Annotated in this window: 14 protein-coding genes and 1 pseudogene; 14 read left to right on the top strand and 1 reads right to left on the bottom strand. The window is 45.4% G+C overall.

All coding sequences use genetic code 11. The features are described from left to right. Window positions 1-242 precede the first annotated feature (242 nt). Window positions 243-992, bottom strand: a complete 750-nt coding sequence (locus tag FSB84_RS18545) for a DeoR/GlpR family DNA-binding transcription regulator (RefSeq protein WP_130539401.1) — start codon at window positions 990-992, stop codon at window positions 243-245. Window positions 993-1,184: 192 nt separating this feature from the next. On the opposite strand from FSB84_RS18545, the gene FSB84_RS18540 reads away from it, so the two are divergent. The 14 genes and pseudogenes from FSB84_RS18540 (at window position 1,185) to FSB84_RS18475 (ending at window position 25,191) form a co-directional block, all read left to right on the top strand. Continuing rightward, window positions 1,185-4,295, top strand: coding sequence for a SusC/RagA family TonB-linked outer membrane protein (locus FSB84_RS18540; protein WP_207234185.1), 3,111 nt, complete (start codon window positions 1,185-1,187; stop codon window positions 4,293-4,295). Between the two features lie 12 nt (window positions 4,296-4,307). Beyond that, window positions 4,308-6,119: a RagB/SusD family nutrient uptake outer membrane protein gene (locus FSB84_RS18535; protein WP_130539400.1), complete on the top strand. Its 1,812-nt coding sequence runs from the start codon at window positions 4,308-4,310 to the stop codon at window positions 6,117-6,119. A gap of 28 nt (window positions 6,120-6,147) precedes the next feature. Continuing rightward, window positions 6,148-7,341, top strand: a complete 1,194-nt coding sequence (locus FSB84_RS18530; RefSeq protein WP_130539399.1) for a BT_3987 domain-containing protein — start codon at window positions 6,148-6,150, stop codon at window positions 7,339-7,341. Between the two features lies 1 nt (window position 7,342). Continuing rightward, window positions 7,343-9,595, top strand: coding sequence for an alpha-N-acetylglucosaminidase (locus FSB84_RS18525; RefSeq protein ID WP_207234184.1), 2,253 nt, complete (start codon window positions 7,343-7,345; stop codon window positions 9,593-9,595). A gap of 31 nt (window positions 9,596-9,626) precedes the next feature. Beyond that, window positions 9,627-10,451 (top strand): annotated as a pseudogene (locus FSB84_RS18520) (N-acetylmuramic acid 6-phosphate etherase); the annotation flags it as partial. Window positions 10,452-10,492: 41 nt separating this feature from the next. After that, entirely contained in the window at window positions 10,493-12,313 is a 1,821-nt protein-coding gene (locus FSB84_RS18515; protein ID WP_207234183.1) for a beta-N-acetylhexosaminidase, read from the top strand. A gap of 16 nt (window positions 12,314-12,329) precedes the next feature. Further along, window positions 12,330-14,258 (top strand): hypothetical protein, encoded by a 1,929-nt coding sequence (locus FSB84_RS18510; protein WP_130539396.1) that lies wholly within the window; start codon window positions 12,330-12,332, stop codon window positions 14,256-14,258. Between the two features lies 1 nt (window position 14,259). Beyond that, complete coding sequence (locus FSB84_RS18505) at window positions 14,260-15,543, top strand: sugar MFS transporter (protein ID WP_130539395.1); 1,284 nt, start codon at window positions 14,260-14,262, stop codon at window positions 15,541-15,543. 17 nt (window positions 15,544-15,560) lie between these two features. After that, window positions 15,561-16,391 (top strand): N-acetylglucosamine kinase, encoded by an 831-nt coding sequence (locus tag FSB84_RS18500; protein WP_130539394.1) that lies wholly within the window; start codon window positions 15,561-15,563, stop codon window positions 16,389-16,391. A gap of 42 nt (window positions 16,392-16,433) precedes the next feature. Continuing rightward, window positions 16,434-18,170 carry a family 43 glycosylhydrolase gene (locus FSB84_RS18495; RefSeq protein ID WP_130539393.1) on the top strand — a complete coding sequence of 579 codons (1,737 nt, stop codon included), beginning with the start codon at window positions 16,434-16,436 and terminating at the stop codon, window positions 18,168-18,170. Between the two features lie 44 nt (window positions 18,171-18,214). Then, complete coding sequence (locus FSB84_RS18490; protein WP_130539392.1) at window positions 18,215-19,318, top strand: glycoside hydrolase 5 family protein; 1,104 nt, start codon at window positions 18,215-18,217, stop codon at window positions 19,316-19,318. Window positions 19,319-19,564: 246 nt separating this feature from the next. Continuing rightward, window positions 19,565-20,164 (top strand): RNA polymerase sigma factor, encoded by a 600-nt coding sequence (locus tag FSB84_RS18485; RefSeq protein ID WP_158643997.1) that lies wholly within the window; start codon window positions 19,565-19,567, stop codon window positions 20,162-20,164. A 71-nt stretch (window positions 20,165-20,235) separates the two neighbouring features. Further along, window positions 20,236-21,414, top strand: a complete 1,179-nt coding sequence (locus FSB84_RS18480; RefSeq protein WP_130539390.1) for a FecR family protein — start codon at window positions 20,236-20,238, stop codon at window positions 21,412-21,414. A 255-nt stretch (window positions 21,415-21,669) separates the two neighbouring features. Further along, on the top strand, window positions 21,670-25,191 hold the full coding sequence (locus tag FSB84_RS18475) for a SusC/RagA family TonB-linked outer membrane protein (RefSeq protein ID WP_158643996.1): 3,522 nt from the start codon (window positions 21,670-21,672) through the stop codon (window positions 25,189-25,191).

Raw genomic sequence — 25,191 nt, 5'->3', positions numbered from 1 at the left:
TTCTATAAAACAATGCTAAAAAATCATGTTGTTAACTGGTGTATTCGGATTATTTACAATAGACATATTGGGCTCCGCCATTGTTTTGCCACAAATCAGTAAGCTTATTTCTCACTAACATGGCTATGCGCATTGACACGCAATGCTCCCATTTTTGCCCTCTCCCACACATTCTAATCTGCACTCGCAATTTGTACACACCGCCCTGGAGTTCTGAAATGTCATTTTTTTTATTCGAACAACTACAAAACCTGCAGATCGTTTTTTTTGTACGAAGTCAACAAAGGGTCATCGGGATTCAGTTCTGTAATAAGATAACTTATTTGATTGGGATCACAGATCCTGATCCTTTGAACAGTATTTAATTTTTCTGAAATACTCAGCACTGCGCTTTTTTTAGAAGCCCTGATAATGGCTTTTTTTACCTGTACGATTTCCCAGTCCATATCTGTCAATCCTTCTTCTGAAGAAAAAGCATTAGCTCCCAGTAAACTGAGATCCACTTTGAGATCAGACAGTTCATTGATAACACTGGCTCCAATATGCAGATTGGCATTCTTATTAAGTTTACCCCCAATGGTAATCACATCTAAATTGCTGTGTTCGGATAAGGTGATCGCTACCTGAGGACTGATAGTGAAGAAAGTAACCTTCAGTGTATCCGGGATCATTTTCGCAAACTCCAGTATGGTAGTTCCTCCTTCCGTGAGAATGACCATATTGTTGCGGATCAGTTTTAGCGTTTTTTCTGCAATTTTCTTCTTCTCCATTAACGCATAAACTTCGTTTTGCGCATTGAAAGGCGCAACAAATGATTTACTGGCTGCCCCGCCATGCACTTTCAACACTTTCCCCGATTCTGCCAATTCCTTCAAATCCCTCCTGACCGTATCATCCGAAATCTTCAGCAATGAACTTAAATCCGTTGACAGCACCTTGTTATGGAGGTTGATTTCCCTCAGGATAAGCTTGTGTCGTTCCTCTTTTCTCATATAAAAAATTTAGGAGCGGGCCAATATTAAGAAAAATTTGGAACCTATCATAATTGCGGTTATTATTGTGTAAATAAACGCAACAAAAACGCAATTTGAATCAACTTTTTAGTCCCAACGACTAAACTCTCGCTCAAAATGCCTGAATTATGCGTTTTTCTAAAGTATAAACAACCACTAACTGCGATGCTCATGCTACAACGATTTCTACTTATCCTGCTTTTGCTCGGAGGCATTAAAGCAGGAATCGCCAGTCCTCTCAACGAGGATCCGGATTCCGGTATGAAAAAAGCGAAAGATGCACTGCCGGTAAACGATTTTCAGGCAGCACCCGCGGCCGTCATCACCGGAAAGATCACCGATGAAAAAGATCAACCCTTCCCGGGAGTGTCTGTAAGGATCAGGGGAACAGAAAAAGGAGTGGTCTCTTCCACTGAAGGTAACTTTTCCATCGGCGATGTTAGCGAAACCGATTCTCTCCAGTTTTCTTTTGTAGGTTACAAAACGCAGACCATCGCCGTAGGTAAAAAGACCTTTTTTGCCGTAAAACTTTTACGCGTTGATGATAACAGTCTCGATGAAGTAAAAGTGATCGGGTACGGCACCCAAAAGAAGGTCTCAGTAACAGGATCCTTGTCTACTATTTCCGTAAAAGAAGTGCAGCGGGTATCCACGCCTTCCCTGTCAAACGCCATTGCCGGCAAGCTTCCGGGCATCATAACAAGGCAGTCTAGTGGTGAGCCTGGTTACGATGCCGCGCAGGTGTATATCAGGGGCCTGTCTACTTTTGCCAACAACGGCCCGCTGGTATTGATCGATGGAGTAGAGCGCGATATGAACCAGATCAACGCTCAGGAAATCGAGAACTTTACTGTACTGAAAGACGCTTCCGCAACGGCTGTTTATGGAGTTCGTGGTGCCAATGGCGTTATATTGATCAATACAAAAAGAGGCGCCACCGGAAAACCGCAGATCACTTTCCGTTCAGAATTTGCAGGCCTTACTGCTATGCGCCTTCCGAAATACATCAATGGCGCAGAGTATGCATCATTGATGAATGAAGCGCTCGTCAACTCCAACCAAACACCGCGATGGAGCGAAGAAGAGCTGCAGAAATTTGCCGATGGCTCAGACCCCTGGCTTTATCCGAACTCCGACTGGACCAATGCCACACTTAAAACAGATGCCTGGCAAACCATCAATAACTTAAGCGTTACCGGCGGAACGGACATCATTAAATATTATACCAATATCGGCTTTACGCTCCAGGATGGAATTTACAAACAGGATGCATCCAATAAATTCAAGACCAACGCCAATATCAAGCGCTATAATTTCCGCAGCAATATCGATATCAACCTGTCCAAAAAACTGACCATGCAACTGGGACTGGGAGGCATTATTCAAAATGGAAATTACCCGGGCTTCTCCGCTCCATCGATCTTCGAAGCACTGAAAGTGATCTCACCCATTGCCTATCCCATCAGGAATCCTGATGGAAGTCCAGGTGGTGCACAAACATTTATTGGCTGGAACCCCTGGGCACGCGTTACACAATCAGGTTACTCCACGCAAAACAGGAGCACGCTGCAGGGCACTTTTGCAGCGCGTTGGGATCTGTCTTCTTTCACTACAAAGGGATTATCACTACGCGGTCTTTTTTCCTATGATCACTACGCACAAACCAACAATGTGCGTCTCAAGGAATTTGAAGTGAAAAGATACCTGGGTAAAGATCCCGTGACCAACGAAGACATGTACAGCACCTCCTTCAGGGAAGAAAAACCCTTAGGTTATTATACAGAGAATGCCAGCAACAGGGCTATCTATACAGAATTACAACTAAACTATGACCGTGTATTCAATAGTCATGCAGTCACCGCCATGTTATTGTACAACCAGCGGGATTATGTGAATCTCACAGCTGCAGATTCAAGGTCAAATATTCCTTTCCGCCGCCAGGGGATTGCAGGAAGGGCAACTTATAATTATGACAGCAGGTATCTCGCAGAATTCAATTTTGGTTATAACGGTTCCGAAAACTTTCCCAAAGGGAATAGATTTGGGTTCTTCCCTTCTGCGTCCATAGGCTGGGTTGTTTCCAATGAAATGTTCTGGAATGTTTCGTTTGTGAACAATCTGAAACTGAGAGCTTCTCATGGTCTTGTGGGAAATGATCAGATCGGACAACGTTTCTTATTTCAAAGTACTGTGAGAACACAGGGACAATCCTATTATTTTGGCCCCAATCAGGAACTGCTGGCGGGCATGGAAGAAGACGCCATCGGCAATCCCAATGTTACATGGGAAACTGCTGTGAAGAATAATATCGGGCTCGACATTGGCCTGTTCAACGACAAGCTCACCATCCAGTTTGATGCCTTCAATGAAGACAGGAAGGACATCCTGATACAAAGACAAACCGTTCCTGCCGTTGCCGGCTTCTTCCCCTGGTCCATCCCTTATGGCAATCTCGGAAGGATCAGGAACAAGGGCTTTGATGGTTTGATAGAAGTTCGCAATACCACCGCCAGTGGATTCTATTATTCCTTCCGTGGAAACTTCACCTATGCGAAAAATGAAATAATAGAAAATGATGAACCTGCAAAACGTTATGCCTATCTCTCCGGAAAGGGGCTGCCACTAGGACAATCATTTGCTTTTATTGCAGAAGGTCTTTTTCAAAGCCAGGAAGATATCGATATCAGTCCGCGTCAAACATTTTCGAATGTTCGTGTGGGTGATGTCAAATACAGGGATATCAATGCCGATGGCATCATCGATGCATTTGATCAGATCCCTGTGGGACATCCCAGATTGCCACAGATCACATTCGGATTTGGGACTACAGTTGCTTACAAGGATTTTGATGCCAGCATCTATTTTACCGGCGCTGCCAAAACCAGCATCTTCATGAGCGGCGTATCCATGTGGCCTTTCTACGATGGACTTGGAGTGAACAATGTGATGCGGGAATATTATGATAACCGCTGGACGCCCTCCAATACCAATGCCCGTTATCCCGCTATTGATGTAGGCAACAACCCCAATAACTTCCTGAACTCAACACTGTGGATGCGGAAGGGCGACTACCTGCGGCTCAGAAATGCCGAGATCGGATATACAATGCCACAGAAAGTGATGAACAGGATCGGTATCAGCAGGTTTCGTGTATTCGTGAATGCAGTGAACCTTGTTACCTGGGACCATATCAAAGTGATGGACCCCGAGTCGAATGATGGAACCGGCGGATATCCATTGCAACGTTCTGTTAACGTTGGTTTTCAGGTTGACTTTAAATAAAACGGAACAATCATGAAAAAAAATACCAGAAATATACTGTTCGGACTGCTGACTCTGAATCTCGTATTCAATGTATCATGCAAAAAAGATTTTCTCGATAAAGGCCCCGAAGAAGATATTGCCATCCAGGATGCCTTCAAACAAAGACGATACGCAGAAGCATTCCTCACGGATATCTATGCTGGCCTTCCCAATGAGATCTACTTCACAGACTTTGCCGACATCAATCCATTTATCATCGCTTCGGATGAAATGAATATTCCATGGCCCGAAAAATTCCCCAAGCTCATGAACAAGGGCTCCTGGAACTCTTACAATGTAACAGGGCAGATCTATAAGAATATGTACGAAGGCATCAGGAAGGCAAATATCTTCCTGAAATATTTCGAGCTCACGCCCGTATCAACGGAACTGACAGCAGAGAACAAACAGCGTTGGAATGGAGAAGCCATTTTTCTGAGGGCCTTCTATCATTTTCAATTGATGCGTATCTACGGACCGGTACCTGTGCTGGATTACCCTGTAAATGTTTCAGATGATTTTACTGCCATCAAAAGAAAAACCCTGGACGAATGTGTGGATTTTGTAGTAAGTGAATGTGATAAGGCCATCAGCATGCTGGATATGCATGTTGCCACCAACAGGGACCTTGGCAGGCCCACTGAAGCCGCGGCGCTGGCCCTGAAGGCAAGAGTATTGTTATATAGTGCAAGCCCACTGTGGAATGGGAATCCCGATTACAAGAATTTTGCCGACAAACAAGGTAACAGATTATTTCCCCAGGAGTATAAAGCAGAAAAATGGGAACTGGCTGCCAATGCTGCCAAAGATTGTATCGACAAATGCGAAGCGGCAGGATATGGATTGTTCAGAAAATATCCTAACCCTGTTCAGAACTATCAGCAGTTATTCCTGGAAAACAATAATACAGAAGTGCTGTTTGCCAGGAATTCCGGATTGGACAGCTGGATGGAAAAATGTTCCTTCCCCGGAAGCCTCGGAGGATGGAATGGATGGAACCCCACACAAGCCCAGGTAGACGCCTATGAAATGGACAACGGCCAGGCACCCATCCAGGGCTATAATGCCGATGGTTCGCCCGTGATCAATCCAACTTCGGGATACACAGAAACAGGATTTGCAACTGCAGATGAACCCTCAGGCAGATGGCTGGCAGGCATCAGCAATATGTATGTCCACCGTGACCCGCGCTTCTATGCAACGATCAATTACAATGGTGCATTTTTTATAGACAGGCGATTGCAGTTCTGGCAAACAGGAGCAGATGGAAGAGGAAATTCCGGAAGAGATTATAACACCACAGGGTATTTGCTGAAAAAGTTTTCCGATCCGGCTGTTAGCATCCCACAACAACGCTTCACCTTAAAAACATGGATATTCTTCCGCCTCGGAGAAATGTACCTGAACTACGCGGAAGCATTGAATGAAGCCAGGAATACACCCGTTACAGAAGTGTACAATTCCATCAATGCCATCAGGAACAGGGCCGGAATGCCGGACCTTCCCGCAGGCTTGAATGTATCTCAGATGCGGGATGCCATCAGAAACGAAAGACGCGTTGAGCTTGCGTTTGAGACACATCGTTTTTTCGATGCACATCGTTGGAAAATTGCTGCCCAAACAGATAAGGGGCCCGTTTATGGAATGAATATTTCCGCCGGCACAAGCTTGCAGGATGTCAATTATTATAAACGGACAATGATCGAGCAAAGGGTTTTTGAATCCCCTAAACACTACCTGTTCCCCATCCCACAAAGTGAAATAGACAAGAACCCCAATATGGTTCAGAACCCGGGATGGTAATTACAAACAAGCATTAACGTAGGAAATTATGAAAAAGATCATACAGTTGTTCACGCTGCTTACTGCTATACTGTTCCTGTCCTGCGGTAAGAAAGTATTTGTGAATGAAGATATTCCTGGCGCCAGCGAGTTTACCATGGTGTATATGCCGCAGGCTAACGCTCCATTGGAAAAAGCAGTCCTGATCACTGATTCATTGTATCAGTTCACATACAGTGCCTTCATAGGCGGCAGCCTGAAGAATGGTGCAGATGTAAAAGTGAAATTTGATGTGCTGCCGGAAATGGTAGACAGTTTCAATCTTAAGAACGGCACCAGTTACAGCATACTGCCGCAGGGAAGTTATGTGCTCAACGATCCTGAAGCCATCATTTCTTCCGGCAATCAATCAACCAGCGCTTTGCATATCAGCGTAAAGACCCTCGGCTTTATACTGCCGTTTGAAACTTACCTGCTTCCCATCAGTATTACCAATGCCGATGTAAAGATCAACAATTCGATACGGACAACTTATTACATTATTACAGGTTCTTATTCGCCTGGCGAAGTACCGCGTGAAAAAGTATATTCCTTTGGCGCCAATGCAGGTACAAGCATGTTCGATTTTGGTGGAAAGCTCATCCATAAAACACCCGATGGCCAGTTATTGCTCTACCCTGTTGCCAATGACGGAACCTTTGAAGCGCCTGCACAGATCGGTGTTGGCTGGAATATTTTCGATATGGTATTTTATTATGGAGGCAACCGGTTAATTGGCAGGGAAGCCAGTGGTGGCGGCAATATTACACAATATGTGATCGATGCAAATGGAAATTTCGGCGCCAGCAAAAAGATCGGATTCGGATGGGGCATTTTCAGCAATATCATTCCATACAAAGGAGCATTGCTCGGCATCAATGGCGGCGGTTCCATGACCATGTATCCACTGGAAGCAGAGGATTTCAATTATGGACAAATAAGACAGATCGGAATAGGCTGGAACACTTTCGCTCAGATCTTTCCTTACCAGAACAGTTTGCTCACAATCGATGCTAATGGAAACCTTTACCAGTACCCGCTTTCCGATGATGGAAATTTCGGCGTGAGAAAACATGTTGGTAGTGGCTGGGATATGTATCCATTGGTATTTGCATCAGGTACCGACCTGCTTGCGCTGGATAATGCAGGCGATTTGTGGAGATATAAATTTAATCCGGCCGGATTCTGGCCATTAAAAAAATAAGATGAAAGTGATGACAGGAATTAAAAGAACAACGGCGCTTTTAGCATTTTCTGTAATACTTGCCATTCAGGTAAAGGGAAAAGTAAGAGAAGACTCTTCAGGCTTCAATAAGGAGGCGGCATCAGGTATCATTAAGAGAATACTGCCGGCTTATGCCCACAGGTTTGAAGTGGCTTACATTCCAAAAGAAAATGGAAAAGATGTATTTGAACTGGAAAGCAGCAATGGCAAAATAGTATTGAAAGGGAACAATGGCATTTCCGTTGCCAGTGCATTCAATTACTGGCTAAAGAATTATGCGCACTGCGATGTAAGCTGGAACAGTACCAACCTGGCTATCCCTTCACCCTTTCCGATGGTGGAGAAAAAGATCCGTAAAGTAACGCCACACAAGTACAGGCATTACTTCAATTATTGCACTTTCAACTATACTTCTTCCTGGTGGGACTGGGACAGATGGCAATGGGAGATCGATTACATGGCATTGAACGGCATCAATATGCCATTGGCAATGACTGGCCAGAATGCAGTCTGGGACAGAATTTACCGGAAAATGGGATTTGGCGATGCCGATATGGACGCGTTCTTTACAGGCCCGGCTTATTTCATGTGGTTCTGGGCAGGCAATATCGATGCATGGGGTGGCCCCCTGCCGAAAAGCTGGATGATCAGCCACGAAGCATTACAGAAAAAGATCCTGGCCCGGGAACGCGAGCTCGGCATGACGCCCATCCTTCCCGCATTTACCGGCCATGTGCCTCCAACGTTTAAGGACAAGTTTCCAAAAGCAAACCTGAAAAAAATAAACTGGGAAGGCAGGTTTGATGATACCTATATCCTCGATGCAAATGATCCGCTCTTCAACGAAATAGGAAGCAGGTTTATGGAAGAGCAGATCAAAACGTTTGGTACAGACCATCTGTATGGAGCCGATACCTTCAATGAAATGTATCCGCCCAGCAACGACTCCATCTACCTCAACAATATCAGCAACGCAGTATACAGATCCATGGCCAGCGTTGACCCGGAAGCTGTGTGGGTAATGCAGGGCTGGCTGTTCGTAGATAAAAAAGATTTCTGGCAACCTGATCAGATAAAGGCTTACCTGAATGCAGTGCCCGACAATAAACTGATCGTTCTTGATCTGTGGGCAGAAGAAAATCCGGTTTGGAACAGAACGGATGCTTTCTATGGCAAGCCCTGGATCTGGTCCATGCTGCACAATTTCGGAGGAAGGAATTCCCTGTATGGCAACCTTGCCTACCTGGCAAAGGAACCGGCAGAAATGGTGCACGATCCAAATGCAGGAAACATGCTGGGCATCGGCCTGGTGCCTGAAGGCATCGAACAAAACCCGGTTGTGTATTCACTGATGCTGGACCATGTATGGGACAATCAACCCATCGACCTTGATAAATGGCTGGTCAAATACGCTGAGCGCCGTTATGGAAAACGAAACAAAGACACAGAAGAAGCCTGGAGGATATTGAAAAATACCGCTTACTCCTTTGAAGGGAATTATGAATCCATCATCATTGCCCGTCCAACTTTCAATAAAGACAATGACTGGGCTGCCACCGATATCCCTTATGATCCTGCAGAATTCCTGCAATCATGGACATCCTTGATGAAGGCATCTAAGAGATTCGGCGCCAACGATTGTTATCAATATGATCTCGTAGCTGTTGCACGCCAGGTGATGGCCAACTATGCAACAGTGCTTCAGCAACGCTTTGCTCAAAACTTCAAGAGCCGCAACAGCATTGCTTTCAAAAAGAATACAGCCGCATTCCTGGAACTGATAGATGATATGGATAAGCTGATGGCTACCCGTAAAGACCTGCTGCTGGGCGTTTGGCTCAACGATGCAAAAAAATGGGGAACCAATGAACAGGAAAAAAGACTTTACGAAAAAAATGCACGTAACCTCATCACATTATGGGGAGGTAAAGATGCCGTATTGCACGAGTATGCATACAGGTATTGGTCCGGGCTCTTCAGCGGATTTTATAAGAAACGCTGGGAGATGTTCATAGATGATGCCGGCCGCATTCTGAAAACAGGAACAGAGTTCAACCAGAAAGTATTCGATGAAAGAATAAAAGAATGGGAATGGAAATGGGTGAACGGAAATGAAATGTATCCTGACGCGCCACAGGGAGATCCCATTGCAGTTTCGACGGAGATGTATAAAAAATACGCCGCCAAAATTGCGAAAGAATACAAAGACAATCCCGAACTATTGAAAAAATAACCAGACCTACAATAATCGAAAAGTAAAAAACAATATCATGACAAGGATCACTGAACAGCCGTCTTTATACAACAACCTGGAGCAGAAGTCTATTGAAGAAATCACGGCCTGTATCAATACTGAAGATAAGAAAGTGGCGCTGGCCATTGAAGCGTCCATGCCGCAGTTGAACAGTCTTATTAATGCTATCGTTGAAAAAGTGAAATCCGGCGGCAGGATGTTCTACCTGGGCGCGGGCAGTGGCGGCAGGCTTTCTGTGCTGGATGTAATCGAACTACCAACCACCTATGGTGTGGAAGAAGGCGTGTTCAATGTAGTGCTCGCCGGGGGCGTAAGGAACCTCGTTGATGCACTCGAAGAAAAAGAAGACGATATAGAAGAAGGATGGAAGGAATTACAAAAACTGGATATTTCTTCCAAAGATATCGTAGTGGGTATTTCAGCCAGTGGAACAACACCTTTTGTACTGGCGGCATTGAAGAAATGCCGTGAGCAGCATATCACCACAGGGTGCATTGTCAGCAACCGCCAGTCCCCCATTGCAGCATCTTCCGATTTTCCTGTTGAAGTGATCACCGGTCCTGAATTCATCACCGGAAGCACGCGTATGAAATGTGGCACTGCACAAAAAATGATATTCGATATTATTTCAACTACTGTAATGATCCAGTTGGGCAGAGTGGAAGGCAACAATATGGTGAACGTAAAACTTATCAACGACAAGATCATCGATCGGGGCGTGAACATGCTGATGCAAAAATCAGATATCTCCGATTACGAAGCAGCAAAATCAATATTGCTGAAACATGGCAGCGTGAAGAAAGCGCTCGAAAATCTGGTAAGTGCCAAACACTAAATTATTGAGCGATGTACTGCAGGAATATTTTAACCGGTCTTTTGTTGCTGATCATATCCAATTACTCCCAGGCTCAATCGCCTGAGCCGGGAGTAATACCGATGCCTGAAAACATGATGGTGAAGGATGGTTATTTCACTATCGGCCCCAACACGCTGCTCCTGTATACCGATGAGCCCTCCAAAAAGAAAGCGTCCTTGTTTGCCAGCTTTATTTTAAAGAACTATGGCATTGCATTGGTACAGGAAAAAACTTCCAGGAACAATGTAAAGAACAGTATATATTTTTCCCATGAGCGCGGGCGAAGCAATAAGGATGAATCCTATACCCTGTCGATCGATCCCGCAGCCATTGTTGTTGCAGGAAATGAAACAGGATTGTTCTACGGAGTTCAAACCATGATGCAACTGGTCCATAACAACAATGGAAATATCCGGTTGAAATGTGCTGAAATCAACGATAAGCCCCGCTATTCCTACCGCGGCATCATGCAGGATGTTGGCTACCATATTTACCCGGTATCCTTCATCAAAAGCCAGATAGAAATGCTTGCCAAATACAAGATGAATGTCTATCACTGGCACCTGACCGAAGATCATGGCTGGCGGATTGAAATAAAGAAATATCCGAAACTCACATCAGTAGGCGCATACAGGGCAGGAAGCCAGGTCAGTCATTATGTTGATTCGCTGAGCGGTATCGATCATATTCCGTACGGCGGTTTCTATACCCAGGATGAGATCAGGGATATTGTTGCTTTTGCCAAAGAAAGACATGTGACCATTATTCCTGAAATAGAATTGCCAGGCCATTCCCTGGCTGCACTGGCATCATATCCGCAGTTGGCTTGCGGCGATAATCCCGGACCATTTAAAGTGGCAGAACATTGGGGGATCTATGAAGATGTTTACTGTGCCGGCAAAGAGAATACATTCAAATTCCTTGAAGATGTATTGACGGAAGTGATGGAACTCTTCCCTTCGGAATACATCCATATCGGAGGAGATGAATGTCCGAAAGACAGATGGAAAGCCTGCAGGTATTGTCAGAAGCGGATCAAGGACCAGAAGCTGAAAGATGAATTTGAATTGCAAAGCTATTTTGTGAAACGGATAGAAAAATTCGTCAACTCCAAAGGAAGAAAGATCATCGGATGGGATGAAATACTGGAAGGCGGATTGGCGCCGAATGCAGCAGTAATGAGCTGGCGCAATATCGAAGAAGGGATCAAAGCAGCCAAACAGCGGCACGATGTGGTAATGGCGCCACAAACCCATGTATACTTCGATTTCATACAAGGCAAAAGAGAACTTGAGCCATTGGCTATCGGATGGGGATACAATCCTATCGAAAAAGTGCTTGCCTTCGATCCCACCCCTGCTGAACTGAAGGAAGAAGAAAAGAAACATATCATAGGTGTGGAAGCAGCTATCTGGACAGAACATATGGACACACACCGGAAGGTGGAGTATATGCTCTATCCCCGTTTGATGGCGCTTGCTGAAATTGCATGGACCCCGCGGAAGAAAATCGATTCTGTCAATTTTTTCGAAAAAAGATTACCACTGCATTTAGCGGAGCTGGATACAACTGATAAGGTATACCGCATTCCCGGCCCCATTGGAATAAAAGATACAACCCTCTATGGAGCAGAATTCAGGATTGAGATGAAAGCACCCGTAACAGGGGCTAAGATCTATTACAATTTCGAAGGGCAGGATGCAAGGGAAACCGATTTCCTGTATGATAAGCCAGTGCATATCATTCTTCATAAAGGTGAAAGAAGACAATTGAAGGTGGTTGTTGTAACGCCTTCGGGTAAGCGAAGCACCAATACAACCATGTTTTTTATCAACCCATAATCATTCATTTGTTGCTATGAAGATTGTAGCGAGATTAACATTAATTGGTTTGATGCTGGGCAGCATGGCCATTGCGGGCGCCCAGGTGAATTACCGTGCAGGTTTCGCCCAAACCAGCCTGGAACCGCCATCCTACCCTTTTTCATTAAGTCTGGCCGGCTATGGCGCACCCAGGGATGGCAGGTTTACACTGGAATGGATCAGGAAAGGTGAAGCTGTTGATTGCACAGCATTTGGAAATTCTGCAAACAACCTGATAGCTGTATCACAGGGCAAGCTGATGATTTCAGGAATTGACGGCGAACCTGCATGGAAAAGCATCGGTAATGCAGATGGCATCAGATTATTGGCTGGCAACAAAGCAGGATGGTATGCCGCAGATCAAGCAGGAAATTTGCTGTATGCCGTTCCTGCAAAAAAATTGAAGTGGAAGAAAATCGGGAACGCTGCCAATACAGTTTCACTAACGGTTTCGGATAGTTGTATCTACATCGCAACAAATGACGGAGCAATAAGCTATGCATCTTTGGGAAAGAAAGCGCTGCAATGGAGCACGCTCACTACCATTCCCCATCTCCAGGGCCTGGCCGCATACAAAGGATCCCTTTACGCACTAACAACCGAAAATGATCTGATTAAATATGACCTGGGGAAAGAACATTCAATTGGAACCAGGATCGCAAGATACAATGGCCTCTCCTATGATGTAAAACTGAAAGCCATTGCCATTGCCGGCAATACTATTTACGGGATCGATTCGTCAAACACCATCTACACCGGTCGTCATCGAACGGATGGAGATCTTTCTGTTTCTGCGCTTGCCGTGGCAGCAGGTAAACAAATTGTAGTGCTTGCAGGAACCGATGTATGTGGATTCGACGGAAGTTTCATCTCCTCTGTAAAACAGGAAATCCTCAGGAAAAACAAGATTCCTCCCGCTGCGATACTGGTGAATGCATCTCATACACATTTTGCACCGGTAACACAGAACTGGCTGACCTGGGGTGAACACAATCAAAAGCCCGACAGCGTTTACTTATATGGCGTAGTGAGGCATGCCCTCATAGCCGCCATCCAGGCAGCGCTCCGCCATATGGAACCTTCCAAGATCTATTTTGGAAGAGGTAAAACAGCCATCGGTGGCAACAGGACTTTCACTAAAGCGCCCTTGCCTTATGATGATGATCTTGATGTAATAAAAATTGTAAGAGAAAAAGATAAAGAAAGAACAGTGCTGTTCCTGGCCGGCTGCCATCCTGTATTTAAGAATGAAGGCGCAGAGGGGATCACTATTAGCGCCAACTACCCCGGTGTTACCAGGAAATGGCTTGCTGAAAATGCCGGTATCCGCAAATCCTTATTCATACAGGGTTGTGGAGGAGATATCAATCCTATGGATTTAAGTCATACAGCAACTGGGACCAAACTTGCTGAAGACATCACCGCTGTTCTGGATCGTCCGCTCGAAGAATTGAACGGCAATATTTCCTTCTACCTGGACTCAATAAATTTTCCCGTAAAGAACCGGACAGAAGAAGAACTGGTCGAATTCCGTAAAAGGAATGCTGGGAAAGAAGGTGATGTATATGCAGAAAAGAATGTAAGATGGGCCAATCTGATGCTGCAATTGAACCGTGAGCATGCCATGCCCTCTTCTATGCCTGTTTATATTCAAACCATCAATATCGGTCCGTGGAAACTGGTGGGATTATCCCGTGAAGCTGTTACTGATTATAGTATCGGAATAAAAAAAATATGGCCTGGGGAACGGGTGAGTGTTGCAGGCTATTGTAATGATGTATCCAGCTACCTGCCCACACAAAGACATATCAGGGAAGGAGTGTACGAAGGCATGGATTCTTTTTTCTGGTATGGCCAGCCAGCCATTTTCCCGGAATCTGTTTATGATGATATTTTGGAAAAAATAAAACAACAGCACCGCTAGCATGACCAGCATTACCAATAGTATGCCTTCTGCTGCGAAGAACCAGGCATTCGTTAATCCACTGATCATTGTGGGATCTTTGTTCTTCATTTTCGGATTTGTTACATGGCTTAGTGCTGTGCTGATCCCCTACCTCCAGATAGCCTGTGAACTGAATAATTTTCAATCCTACCTGGTGGCTTTCGCCTTTTACATTTCTTATTTTATTGCAGGTATCCCTTCAGGTTGGTTATTGAAGAAAACGGGATTCAAAAATGGATTGTCCATCGGATTATTGCTGGTGGCCCTGGGATCTTTGTTGTTCATTCCTGCCGCGATCTACCGGTTATACCCTGTTTTTTTATTGGGACTGTTTGTTCAGGGAGCAGGGTTGACGATTCTGCAAACAGCTTCCAATCCATATGTTGCCATCCTCGGTCCAAAGGATAGTGCAGCAAGGAGGATCAGCTTTATGGGCATCTGTAACGGAATTGCCGGTGTAATTGCGCCGCTTATCCTTGGCGCCGTTATATTGAACGATGCCGATGCACTGCAACAGAAATTAAGCACACTCGCTCCTTCAGAGAAAACTCTTGCACTGGATGATCTGGCCGGCAAAGTGATACTTCCCTACCTCATCATCACCCTTGTGTTGATAGCTCTTTCGATCTTGATCTATTTTTCCAGTCTTCCGGAAGTAGACGAAGAAGAAACCGAAACAGAATCCATTACCGGATCACTTGCGGAGAAAACGTCCATCTTTCAATTCCCTCATCTTCTCATCGGAGTTTTTGTATTGTTCTTGTATACCGGTGTGGAAGTGATTGCGGGCAACAGTATTATTGGCTATGGTGCGTATTATGGAATTCCACTTTCCACTTCAAAATTCTTTACGGCATTCACCCTGGTGGGAATGCTGATCGGATATATCATCGGGATCATCTGCATACCCCGGTATCTTTCACAGGAAGCAGCCCTGAAAGGCTCTGCATTACTGGGTATTGTATGCGCAGTGATCGCCATTCTTACCAATGGTCTGACCTCGGTAGTTTTTGTTGCATTGCTTGGACTGGCTAATTCGCTTATCTGGCCATCGATCTGGCCACTGGCAATTGCCGGCCTGGGAAAATTCACCAAAACAGGATCATCACTTTTGGTGATGGCCATTTCCGGAGCTGCGGTATTACCACTGTTGTATGGATATGCAACTGATCTCTTCAATCCTAAACTAGCCTATATTATTGTGATACCCTGTTACCTGGCAATTGGATATTATGCTGTTGCCGGGCATAAAATAAGGCGTTAGCAAATAAATAAAATAGAATGATACTAATAGCAGATAGTGGTTCCACCAAAACAACCTGGAGTTTATTGTCAGGGCAGGAAGAAATACTGAAGTTTCAGACAGAGGGCTACAACCCCTATTATGTAACAGGGGAATACATCATTGAATCATTGAGCAGTTCATTGCCGGAAAGGATCGACCCTGCCGGTATCAGACAATTATTTTTCTATGGCGCCGGATGTGAGGAAGACAGGATCGCAATAATGAACCGTTCCCTTGCAGGCGTTTTTCCCAATGCAGAGGTTTTTGTTTTTATGGATCTGTTGGCAGCGGCCCGGGGATTGCTGGGTGATCAACCCGGATTTGTTTCGATACTTGGAACAGGCTCCAATACCTGCATCTATGATGGAGAAAAGATCGTTCATCATATCGATTCTCTGGGATTTATTTTAGGAGATGAAGGAAGTGCTTCCTCCCTCGGAAGAAAAGTGCTCCAGGATTATTTACGTGGCACCATGCCTGCAGCTGTAGCCCAGCGTTTCAACAACAGTTATGGGATCAGCCGTGAAGAGATCTTCAATAACGTATATACAAAGCCGTTAGCCAATCGTTACTGTGCCGGCTTTTGCAAATTCCTGCAATTGGATTGTGACTATTCCAGGAATACGATCCGAGCAGGCTTCAGGCAGTTTTTTGGAAATCTTGTAGCCTTATATCCGGATTATGCCAGCTACTCATTCAATTGCAGTGGAACAGTTGGTTTTGTTTTCAGTGAGTTATTGGAAGAAGTGGCCGCTGAGTTTGGAATGAAAACAAATAAAGTGTTGACAGGTCCTATAGAGGGGCTGGTAGCTTACCACTCGCAGTAATACCGAGTTAACCAACTGCTAATAATCATTAAATTGTTTACTATGAGAAAGCTTCCTTTCTTTCCCCGGCTGTTTCAGCTGATTTGTTCACTGTGCATATTTTTTTCTGTACATGATAAAGTGCACGCACAGGCAAGTGGAAATCCCATCTTGCAGGGATATGAGGCCGATCCTGATATTCAGTATTTCAATGGGAAATATTATATCTATCCTACAGGCGGCAATTACTTTAAAGCGTTTTCTTCTACAGACCTTACCAACTGGGTGTTTGAAGGTGTGATATTTGATCTCGGCCCTCAATGCAGTTGGGCAAATGTAAATGGATGGGCGCCGCATGTAGTGTTTCGCAACAATCAATATTATTTTTATTATACTGCCGAAGCCAAGATCGGTGTGGCAGTGGGTCCCTCCCCCATTGGTCCTTTCACAGATCTGGGATATCCATTGATCGGTTCAGATCCTTTTATAACAGATATCATCGATCCCGCCGTATTTGTTGACAACGACGGGCAGGCATATATCTATTATGGAGGATCTGCACAAAGCAAGATGGTGATCCGCAAACTCGCTTCCAATATGACTTCCTTTATTGGCGGCCCAACACTTGCAACGCCACAGTATTATACGGAAGCTCCCCATATGCTGAAACGCGGAAGCACCTATTATCTATCCTATTCCAACGGCTCCTGGGCCAACTCAACTTATAATGTCAGGTACTCCACCTCCAATTCTCCCATGGGTCCCTGGACCTACCGCGGTGTAATACTGCAGAACTGGGGTCCTTTCACGGGGAATGGACATGCCTCCATCATGCACCGGCCTGGTTGCGGAGATGATTATGAGGATGAATATTTCATCGTGTATCACCGCTATCAAAATGGTGATTATACAACACGCAGAGTGTGCATAGACAGATTGTATTTTACCAATGCCCTTATCATGCCTGTGTATCCCACCTGGGCCGGAATGCCTGCGCGGCCCAATGATCCGGAAGGAATGGGTTGCATCGTTCCCAATACTATCCCTAATGGCACCTACAGGATCGTTTCCAAAATGACCACAGCAACCGGTCAACCGCTGGTACTCGATATCTTTAATTGCAGCACCAGCCGTTCAGCAGATATCGGTACCTGGACTCCAACCAGCTGCCCCGGCCAGCGCTGGCAGCTTACTTACCTGGATGGCTTTTATACCATCGTTTCACAGCAACCAACACATTATGCTTTGGATCTAACAGGATGCAATATCAATGAAGGCGCGCCGCTCGGTTTGTGGGACAATAATGGAAATCCCTGTCAGCAATACAGACTGGAACCCGTAGGAGGTGGTTATTATCGCATCATGAACCGCGTGAGTAGTTATGTGCTGGATATCGGCGCCTGCAGCAATGTTCCCGGCGCTGATGTAACGCATTGGCGATGGAAAGGACTGGATTGTCAATTGTGGAAATTTGAACCAATCAGCGCTTCAGCAGCAACTGTTGCAGGCGCTCCAACTTACACGGTAAAAACATATCCCAATCCAGCTAAAACCGAACTCAACATTGTGATGGAACCGGTTCTGGACGCAGGCAAGTCTGCAGGTTATGGAACAGACAATAAGGGATTCACTTTCGCATTGTACAATACCAATGGCGCTCTTGTTGCAAAAGGTAAAAGCCCGGGAGAAAGTACATCGGCAAAAGTGGATACCAGGAAACTGCCTAAAGGAAATTATTTCTTAAAGGTGAACAAGGGAAGTGAACAAGTGGAAAAACAAATTATCGTCATTGATCAATGATCTATTTCTGCAACCAGTAATAACAAAGATAAATCCTCACTGAAATGAAGATCTTACACAGCATCACGATTGCCGCCATTACAGCAGGCATCCTATGGAGCACAGGCTGCCGGGAAAATGTAGAAAAAAAAGAAACAACCGGATCCCCTGTCAGAAATGTCTGGTCTGCGGCGCAGGCAAACGAATGGTACGCCAAACAAAAATGGATGGTGGGCGCCAACTTTATTCCCAGCACCGCAATAAATCAATTGGAGATGTGGCAAAAAGGAACCTTTGATACCGCTACCATAGCGAAAGAACTTGGATGGGCAGCCTCCATTGGTTTCAATACCATGCGGGTATACCTGCATCATATGGCCTGGAACCAGGACAAACAGGGATTCAAAGACAGGGTGGCCAGTTATCTCGATATCGCTGATTCAAAAGGTATCAAAACCATCTTTGTAATATTCGATGATTGCTGGAACAAAGATCCAAAACCAGGTACACAACCTTCGCCGAAAACCGGTATACACAATTCCGGTTGGATGCAGGATCCGGGAGACCCTTATTATAAAGACAGCACGCTCTTTCCCGAACTGGAAACCTATGTAAAGGATATCATCTCGCATTTTGGAAAGGACCACCGCATTGTGCTCTGGGATGTATACAATGAGCCAGGTAATTCGGGAAAACTGGACAGCTCGCTTCCATTGCTGGAGAACGTGTTCAAATGGGCCAGGGCTGCAAACCCAGACCAGCCACTCACTGCAGGCCTTTGGGCATGGGATTTTGAAAAACTCAACCAGGTACAGATAGAAAACTCAGACGTGATCACTTATCACGATTATGAAGATGCGCCCTGGCATAAAAGGGTGATCGAATTACTGAAGACGCATGGCAAACCTCTCATCTGCACAGAATATATGGCGCGTACCCGAAACAGTTATTTCAGCAATATCCTGCCCATGCTAAAAGAAAAAAATATCGGCGCTATCAACTGGGGCCTGGTGGCTGGTAAAACAAATACAATTTATGCCTGGGATACGCCCATGAACGATGGCAGCGAGCCACCGCTCTGGTTTCACGATGTATTCAGAAAAGATGGAACACCCTATAAGAAAGAAGAAACTGATCTGATCCGTCAATTGACTGCGGCCGGGAAGTAGCGATCAAAGAAATTATTTTTCCGTATACTTTGAAAAACAAGAAAAATGGAAAGGTTGTAAGTTGATGCTTACAGCCTTTTTCATTTCTACCCACCTCTTCCACAATCAGGAATTTGTAACCACGTGCATAACAATTTTACATCCACTCGAAAAAACGTATTATTTTGGGATCGGTAACAATTTCAGGTCCTGACCATAACCTTCCTATCTTATCAACCAATTCATTGCCGCCAAGCTGGAACAACATTGAACACTGCTGAACCCAATACAGAACAGGAACTGCTGAGGCTGGTTGCCGAAGGCCACCAGCATGCATTTGAGAAATTGTACCACCGGTACAAACAATATATCTTTCACAGTTCATTGTCCATTCTTAAATCAACCGCTGCTGCGCAGGACAGTCTTCAGGATATCTTTATCAAGATCTGGGTGAACAGGGAAAGCCTGCACCAGATGGATCATTTCACTGCCTGGCTCAATACCATCATGCGCAACCACCTCTACAACAAACTGAGGCAACAGGCGCAACAGGAAAAATACCTTGCCTATGCAATGCATGAAAAGCCGGATACATTCTCCGAAGCCACTTATAATGAAGCTGAACTGAAAGAACTGACAATCCTGGTTGCCGATGCAAAGAAAAAACTGAGTCCACAGCAACAAAAAGTTTTTGAACTGAGCAGGATCCAGGGATTGAAACATCGCGAGATCGCGGAAGCGATGAATATTTCCCAGGAAACGGTAAAGAAATATATCATGGATGCCATGAAACAGGTCAGGGATTATCTCCGGCAGCATGGCCGGCAGGTTTCCGTGATCCTGCTCCTGCAATTGTTGAATCCCTGAATAATTTTTTCCCGTTACTACCCCCTGTTTCTTTCCTCACGGGTTTCTTCTATATACAATCCCTTTACCAAATGGAGGCATCACAAAGGATCACCTGGTTACTGGAGCGCTATCAGCAACAATCACTCAGCCTTGAAGAAAGAGCGGAGCTGATGATCCTGATTGACCAGAACAGCTCACGTGAGCAGGTAACCGGTTTCATCGAACAGCATTTGAGCATTCATCCGGAATTGCTTCAATTGCCTGCCGTTCCCTTATCAGTGGATCAGTTGGTGCTGGAAGGATTGCGCAATCAAATACAGACTGTTCAACAACCGGATCGCAATAACAGGATCAACCGCATTGTCAGATACGCGGCAGCAGCGGCGCTGCTGATTGCAGCCACCTGCTGGTATCTCTGGCAACATTCCGCCGGTACTACCAGTGATCCATCTGCAAAAACTGCCACCATCATCGCTCCTGCCGCTTCAGGAGCCATGCTCACCCTGTCTGACGGCACCAGCGTGCAACTGGATGCAGCACAGAACGGACTGGTTGCAGAACAGGAAGGAAGCAAACTGCAATTACAAAGCGGCCGGCTCAGTTATGACGCAGCAACTGCGTCCGGTAAGATCGTTTACAACACACTCAGCACCGCAAGGGGAAAACTGTTCCAGCTATTGTTGCCGGACGGTTCAAAAGCCTGGCTCAACGCTGCCTCCTCCATCACTTATCCAACAGCATTTGCAGGAAATGAGCGCCTGGTTTCTGTAACCGGTGAAGTATATTTTGAAGTATCTCCCTCCCCCCAAAAACCTTTCAGGATCAGGATCAACAACACTACAACCGTGCAGGTGCTGGGCACCAGTTTCAATATCAATGCCTATACAGACGAGCCTCTGATCAGCGCCACCTTATTGGAAGGTTCGATAAAAATAAAATTACCGCAACAGGAAAAACTGCTTCAACCAGGCCAGCAATTGCAATGCGATCAGCAGGGAGAACTGATAGCTATAAACCAGGCAGATATCAGTAAGGTGATAGCCTGGAAAGAAGGCATTTTCAATTTCAGGAATGCAGGCATAGAGGAAGTGATGCGGCAGATCTCAAGATGGTACGATGTAGATATCGTGTATGAAAAAGGAATTCCCTCCATACGCTTCGAGGGGATGATCGGTCGAGACCTGAACCTGAACGATGTACTGCATGGACTGAAAGAAACCGGTATCCATTTCAAAGTAGAAGGAAAACAATTGACAGTACTGCCATAAACCCATTCAATCACCATCACAAAAAACTACAGTATGATCACCTGACCAGAAAGGTTGGTCCACAAAAAAGCCGAAGGTGGCTGAAACACCTCCGGCAGCTTGTTTGGGTCAACCAATATTCAGTTAACTGCTTAAGTATACCAGATTATTGCACCCAAACAACGCAAAGTTATGCAAAACGATGCTCTTTGTGGCTGTAGGCTATTGTATTCACCGATGCAAAACAGGCTGCGGCTTATTACCAAAATTGTGTTCATGATGAAACTCATCATCCTGCTCACCACTGCTTTCGTATTCAAAGTGCATGGGGCCGCCCATTCACAGACCATCACCTACTCCGGGAAAAACATTGCACTGAAACAATTGATCGAAGAAGTGCAGAAGCAAACCGGGTATCTCTTTTTCTACAATACCGCTACCTTGAATGGCGTAAAACCGGTTACTGTTAACGTTCATGAGGAACCGCTTTCCACTTTCCTCGATACCATCTTTCTTTACCAGCCACTCACCTATTCCATCAGGAACAAGACTATCTTTCTGCGGCGAAGACCGCTGGCAGATGATCCGTTTGTGACAGCTATCAACAACGCGCTGTTTGGAGCCATCGATGTAAAAGGGAAAGTATTCGGCCAGAACAACGAACCATTGGCAGGCGCCACCATCTCTGTAAAAGGAAAGAACCGGGCCAGCCAATCTGACGACAATGGCAACTTTGAATTGAAAGGAATCGACAACAATGCCGTGCTGCTGGTCACTGCCGTGAATTATCAGTCACAGGAACTGCCGGTCAGCAACAGGACCGAACTGCTGATCAAACTTACCATCAAACCTGCAGCGCTTGAGCAGGTGATCATTTCAAATGGTTACCAGGATATACCACAGGAACGTTCCACAGGGTCTTTTGAAGTGATCAGGAAAGAGGAGCTCAACAGAAAGGTAGGACCCGATCTGATCAGCAGGCTGGAAGGCGTGAGCGGGATCTTCTTCGACAGAAGGATCAACCATCCGGGACGCCTCGATGCTGAAGACGGAGTGAAAATGAATATCAGGGGACTCACCACTTTCTCCAACGAATACGATGGCCCGCTGATCATCCTTAACAATTTTCCGTTCAATGGAGATATCCGCAGTATCAATCCGAATGATGTTGAAAGCGTGACCATCTTACGTGATGCAGCCGCAGCCTCGGTTTGGGGAGCACAGTCTGCCAATGGCGTGATCGTGATCAACACCAAAAAAGGGAAATACAATCAACCCATGGAGGTGAACCTCACCAGTACTTCCTCCCGGACCCGGAAACCAGAACTTCATTCCCTTTCTTTTGCAGGAGCTTCAGATTATATCGATCTCGAGATCTTTCTTTTCGATAAAGGATATTACAACAGTAACCTGCGCAGCTCCAGGTTTCCCGGCGTTTCTGAAGTAGTGGAAATACTCGCATTGAAAAGGCAGGGCGCCATTACCGGAGAAGAAGCCAAAACCAAAATCGACAAACTGAGAGCCCGGGATGTAAGAGGAGAATTCGAAGATTTATTTTACAGGGATGCCATCTCACACCAGGTGGGTTTGGATGTTACCGGTGGCTCGGATAAAATAAAGTATAACCTCAGCGGAAATATTGATTACCTCCCCACTTATCTGAAACGGGAAGAAAGGACGCGGTACAATTTTTCCACCACCCATACTTATCGTCCCATTAAGAACCTGACTACTTCACTGGATATCCGCTTCAACAGAATAGTGGACCATCCGAATGGAGCCGGTGATATGAATGCAGGATTTTTCAAACAGGGCAGCTATTATCTCCCTCCCTATTTTTCATTCCTGGATGAAAACGGCCATTCAGCTTCCTCGCCCTACCAATACAGGGAACCATTTACAGATACGATAGGTGGCGGAAGATATCTCCACTGGAAATACCGGCCACTCGATGAGGCCCGGAGCCAAAACTATTCCAAAACAGGAAAAGAGTTCCTGGTCAACTGGCAGATCTCCTGGCAACCACTGCCTGGTTTCACCACATCATTCTTCTATCAATATGGCAACGCCAATCATTTATACACCATCCTACGCGATCTGGATAGTTATTACACACGCAATCTCATCAACAATTTTACAAACCTTGATGAAGCCAACCCGGCAAAACGTTATCCAGTTCCGATAGGCGGTATCAGGTCAGATACCAGAAGCGAAAGCACTCAGAAGAATTACAGATTTCAACTTCAATTCTCGAGGTTTTTTGGTAAGAAACATGAAGTGGATGCACAGGCATCTGCCGAAGCCAGTGAACATAAAAGCTTCAATCAAAGCAGTGTACTGTACGGATATAACGCAGAAACGATGCAATCACTCCCGGTTGACAATGCAACCCTGTACGAAACCCGCGCCGATGGAATGCAGCGTATACCTGGAGGAAATGCCTTGAGTACTTTCCTCAACAGGAATGTAAATGTGGTTGCCAATGCCTCATACCAGTACGATAAACGCTACATCTTTACACTGAGTGGCAGAAGAGACGCTGCCAATATTTTCGGGGTAACTACCAACGCCAAATGGACTCCCTTCTGGTCAGGAGGTTTTGGCTGGAAGATCAGCAATGAAAAGTTCTTCAAACTACCCTATGTTGACCAGTTGCACACCAGTATCAGTTTTGGGTATAGAGGAAATGTAAACCCGCGACTATCTGCGCAAACCATTATAACGCATGAGGGCAATAGCTGGACCGATTTCGGCCTGAACTATGCAAGCATCAAAGCGCCGGCCAACCCTCAATTGAAATGGGAGAAATTGGCCACATTGAACTTCAAGACCGACATGGCATTTCTGCAGAACAGGATCAATATCGTTTTCGAAACCTTCCGGAATAAAGCGCAGGATGTGATCCATTATGTGCAAATAGATGCCACTACCGGTGTGATAAGAGTGGAAAAGAATTTTGCCGGTATTGCATCCAGGGGGATCAACCTGGCCATACGAACGCAAAACCTGAAAGGAGTATTCAAATGGAGCACAGAGATCAGTGTAAATACTATTAGAAATAAGATCGAAAAGATCGATACCCTTCGGTATCCTACTCCCAAAACTGCACGGGCAGCTATTAATATGACAATGCCGCTGGCATTGGGTATCGGGTATGATCCTTACTCTATTATCAGTTTCCGGTCGGCCGGGCTCGATCCACAAACAGGCGATCCAATGGGGCTTGTAAATGGAAAACCCTCCAGGGATTATCAGGCCATCAATGATCAACCTGTGGATTCTGCCATACAGATCCATGGCTCATCCGTTCCGCGCATCCATGGATATTTCAACAACCTTTTTACATACAGGAACTTTCATTTACTGGTAGGAATTCAATTCAAACTGAAATATTATTACCAGAGAGACGCACTGAATTATGGTAATATCTTAAGATCCGGATTATTGCATACAGACTATCTCAAAAGATGGAAGCAGCCCGGAGATGAAAAGACCACCACTGTACCATCCCAGATCTATCCGGCAAGCACTGATCGCGATTTCTTTTACACTAATTCCAGCGTAAACATACAACCAGCCGACAATATCCAGTTCAGCAATATTCAATTCGGTTATACCTGGGAGCCACAAAAGAATCTCAAAAAAATCATGCGCGCCCTCACTATGAATGTGAACCTGGAGAACCTGGGATTTCTCTGGCTCGCCAATGATGAAAAGACCGATCCGAATATTCCACCTGTTTCAGGGTCATACCAAACACCAGTAAGGATCAGCGGACAAATCAGATTGACATTCTAA

Origin of the sequence: Pseudobacter ginsenosidimutans (genome assembly GCF_007970185.1) — a bacterium.
Taxonomy (GTDB): domain Bacteria; phylum Bacteroidota; class Bacteroidia; order Chitinophagales; family Chitinophagaceae; genus Pseudobacter; species Pseudobacter ginsenosidimutans.
Note: the sequence above shows the minus strand (reverse complement) of the source record. Positions and strands in the feature narration are given on the sequence as shown.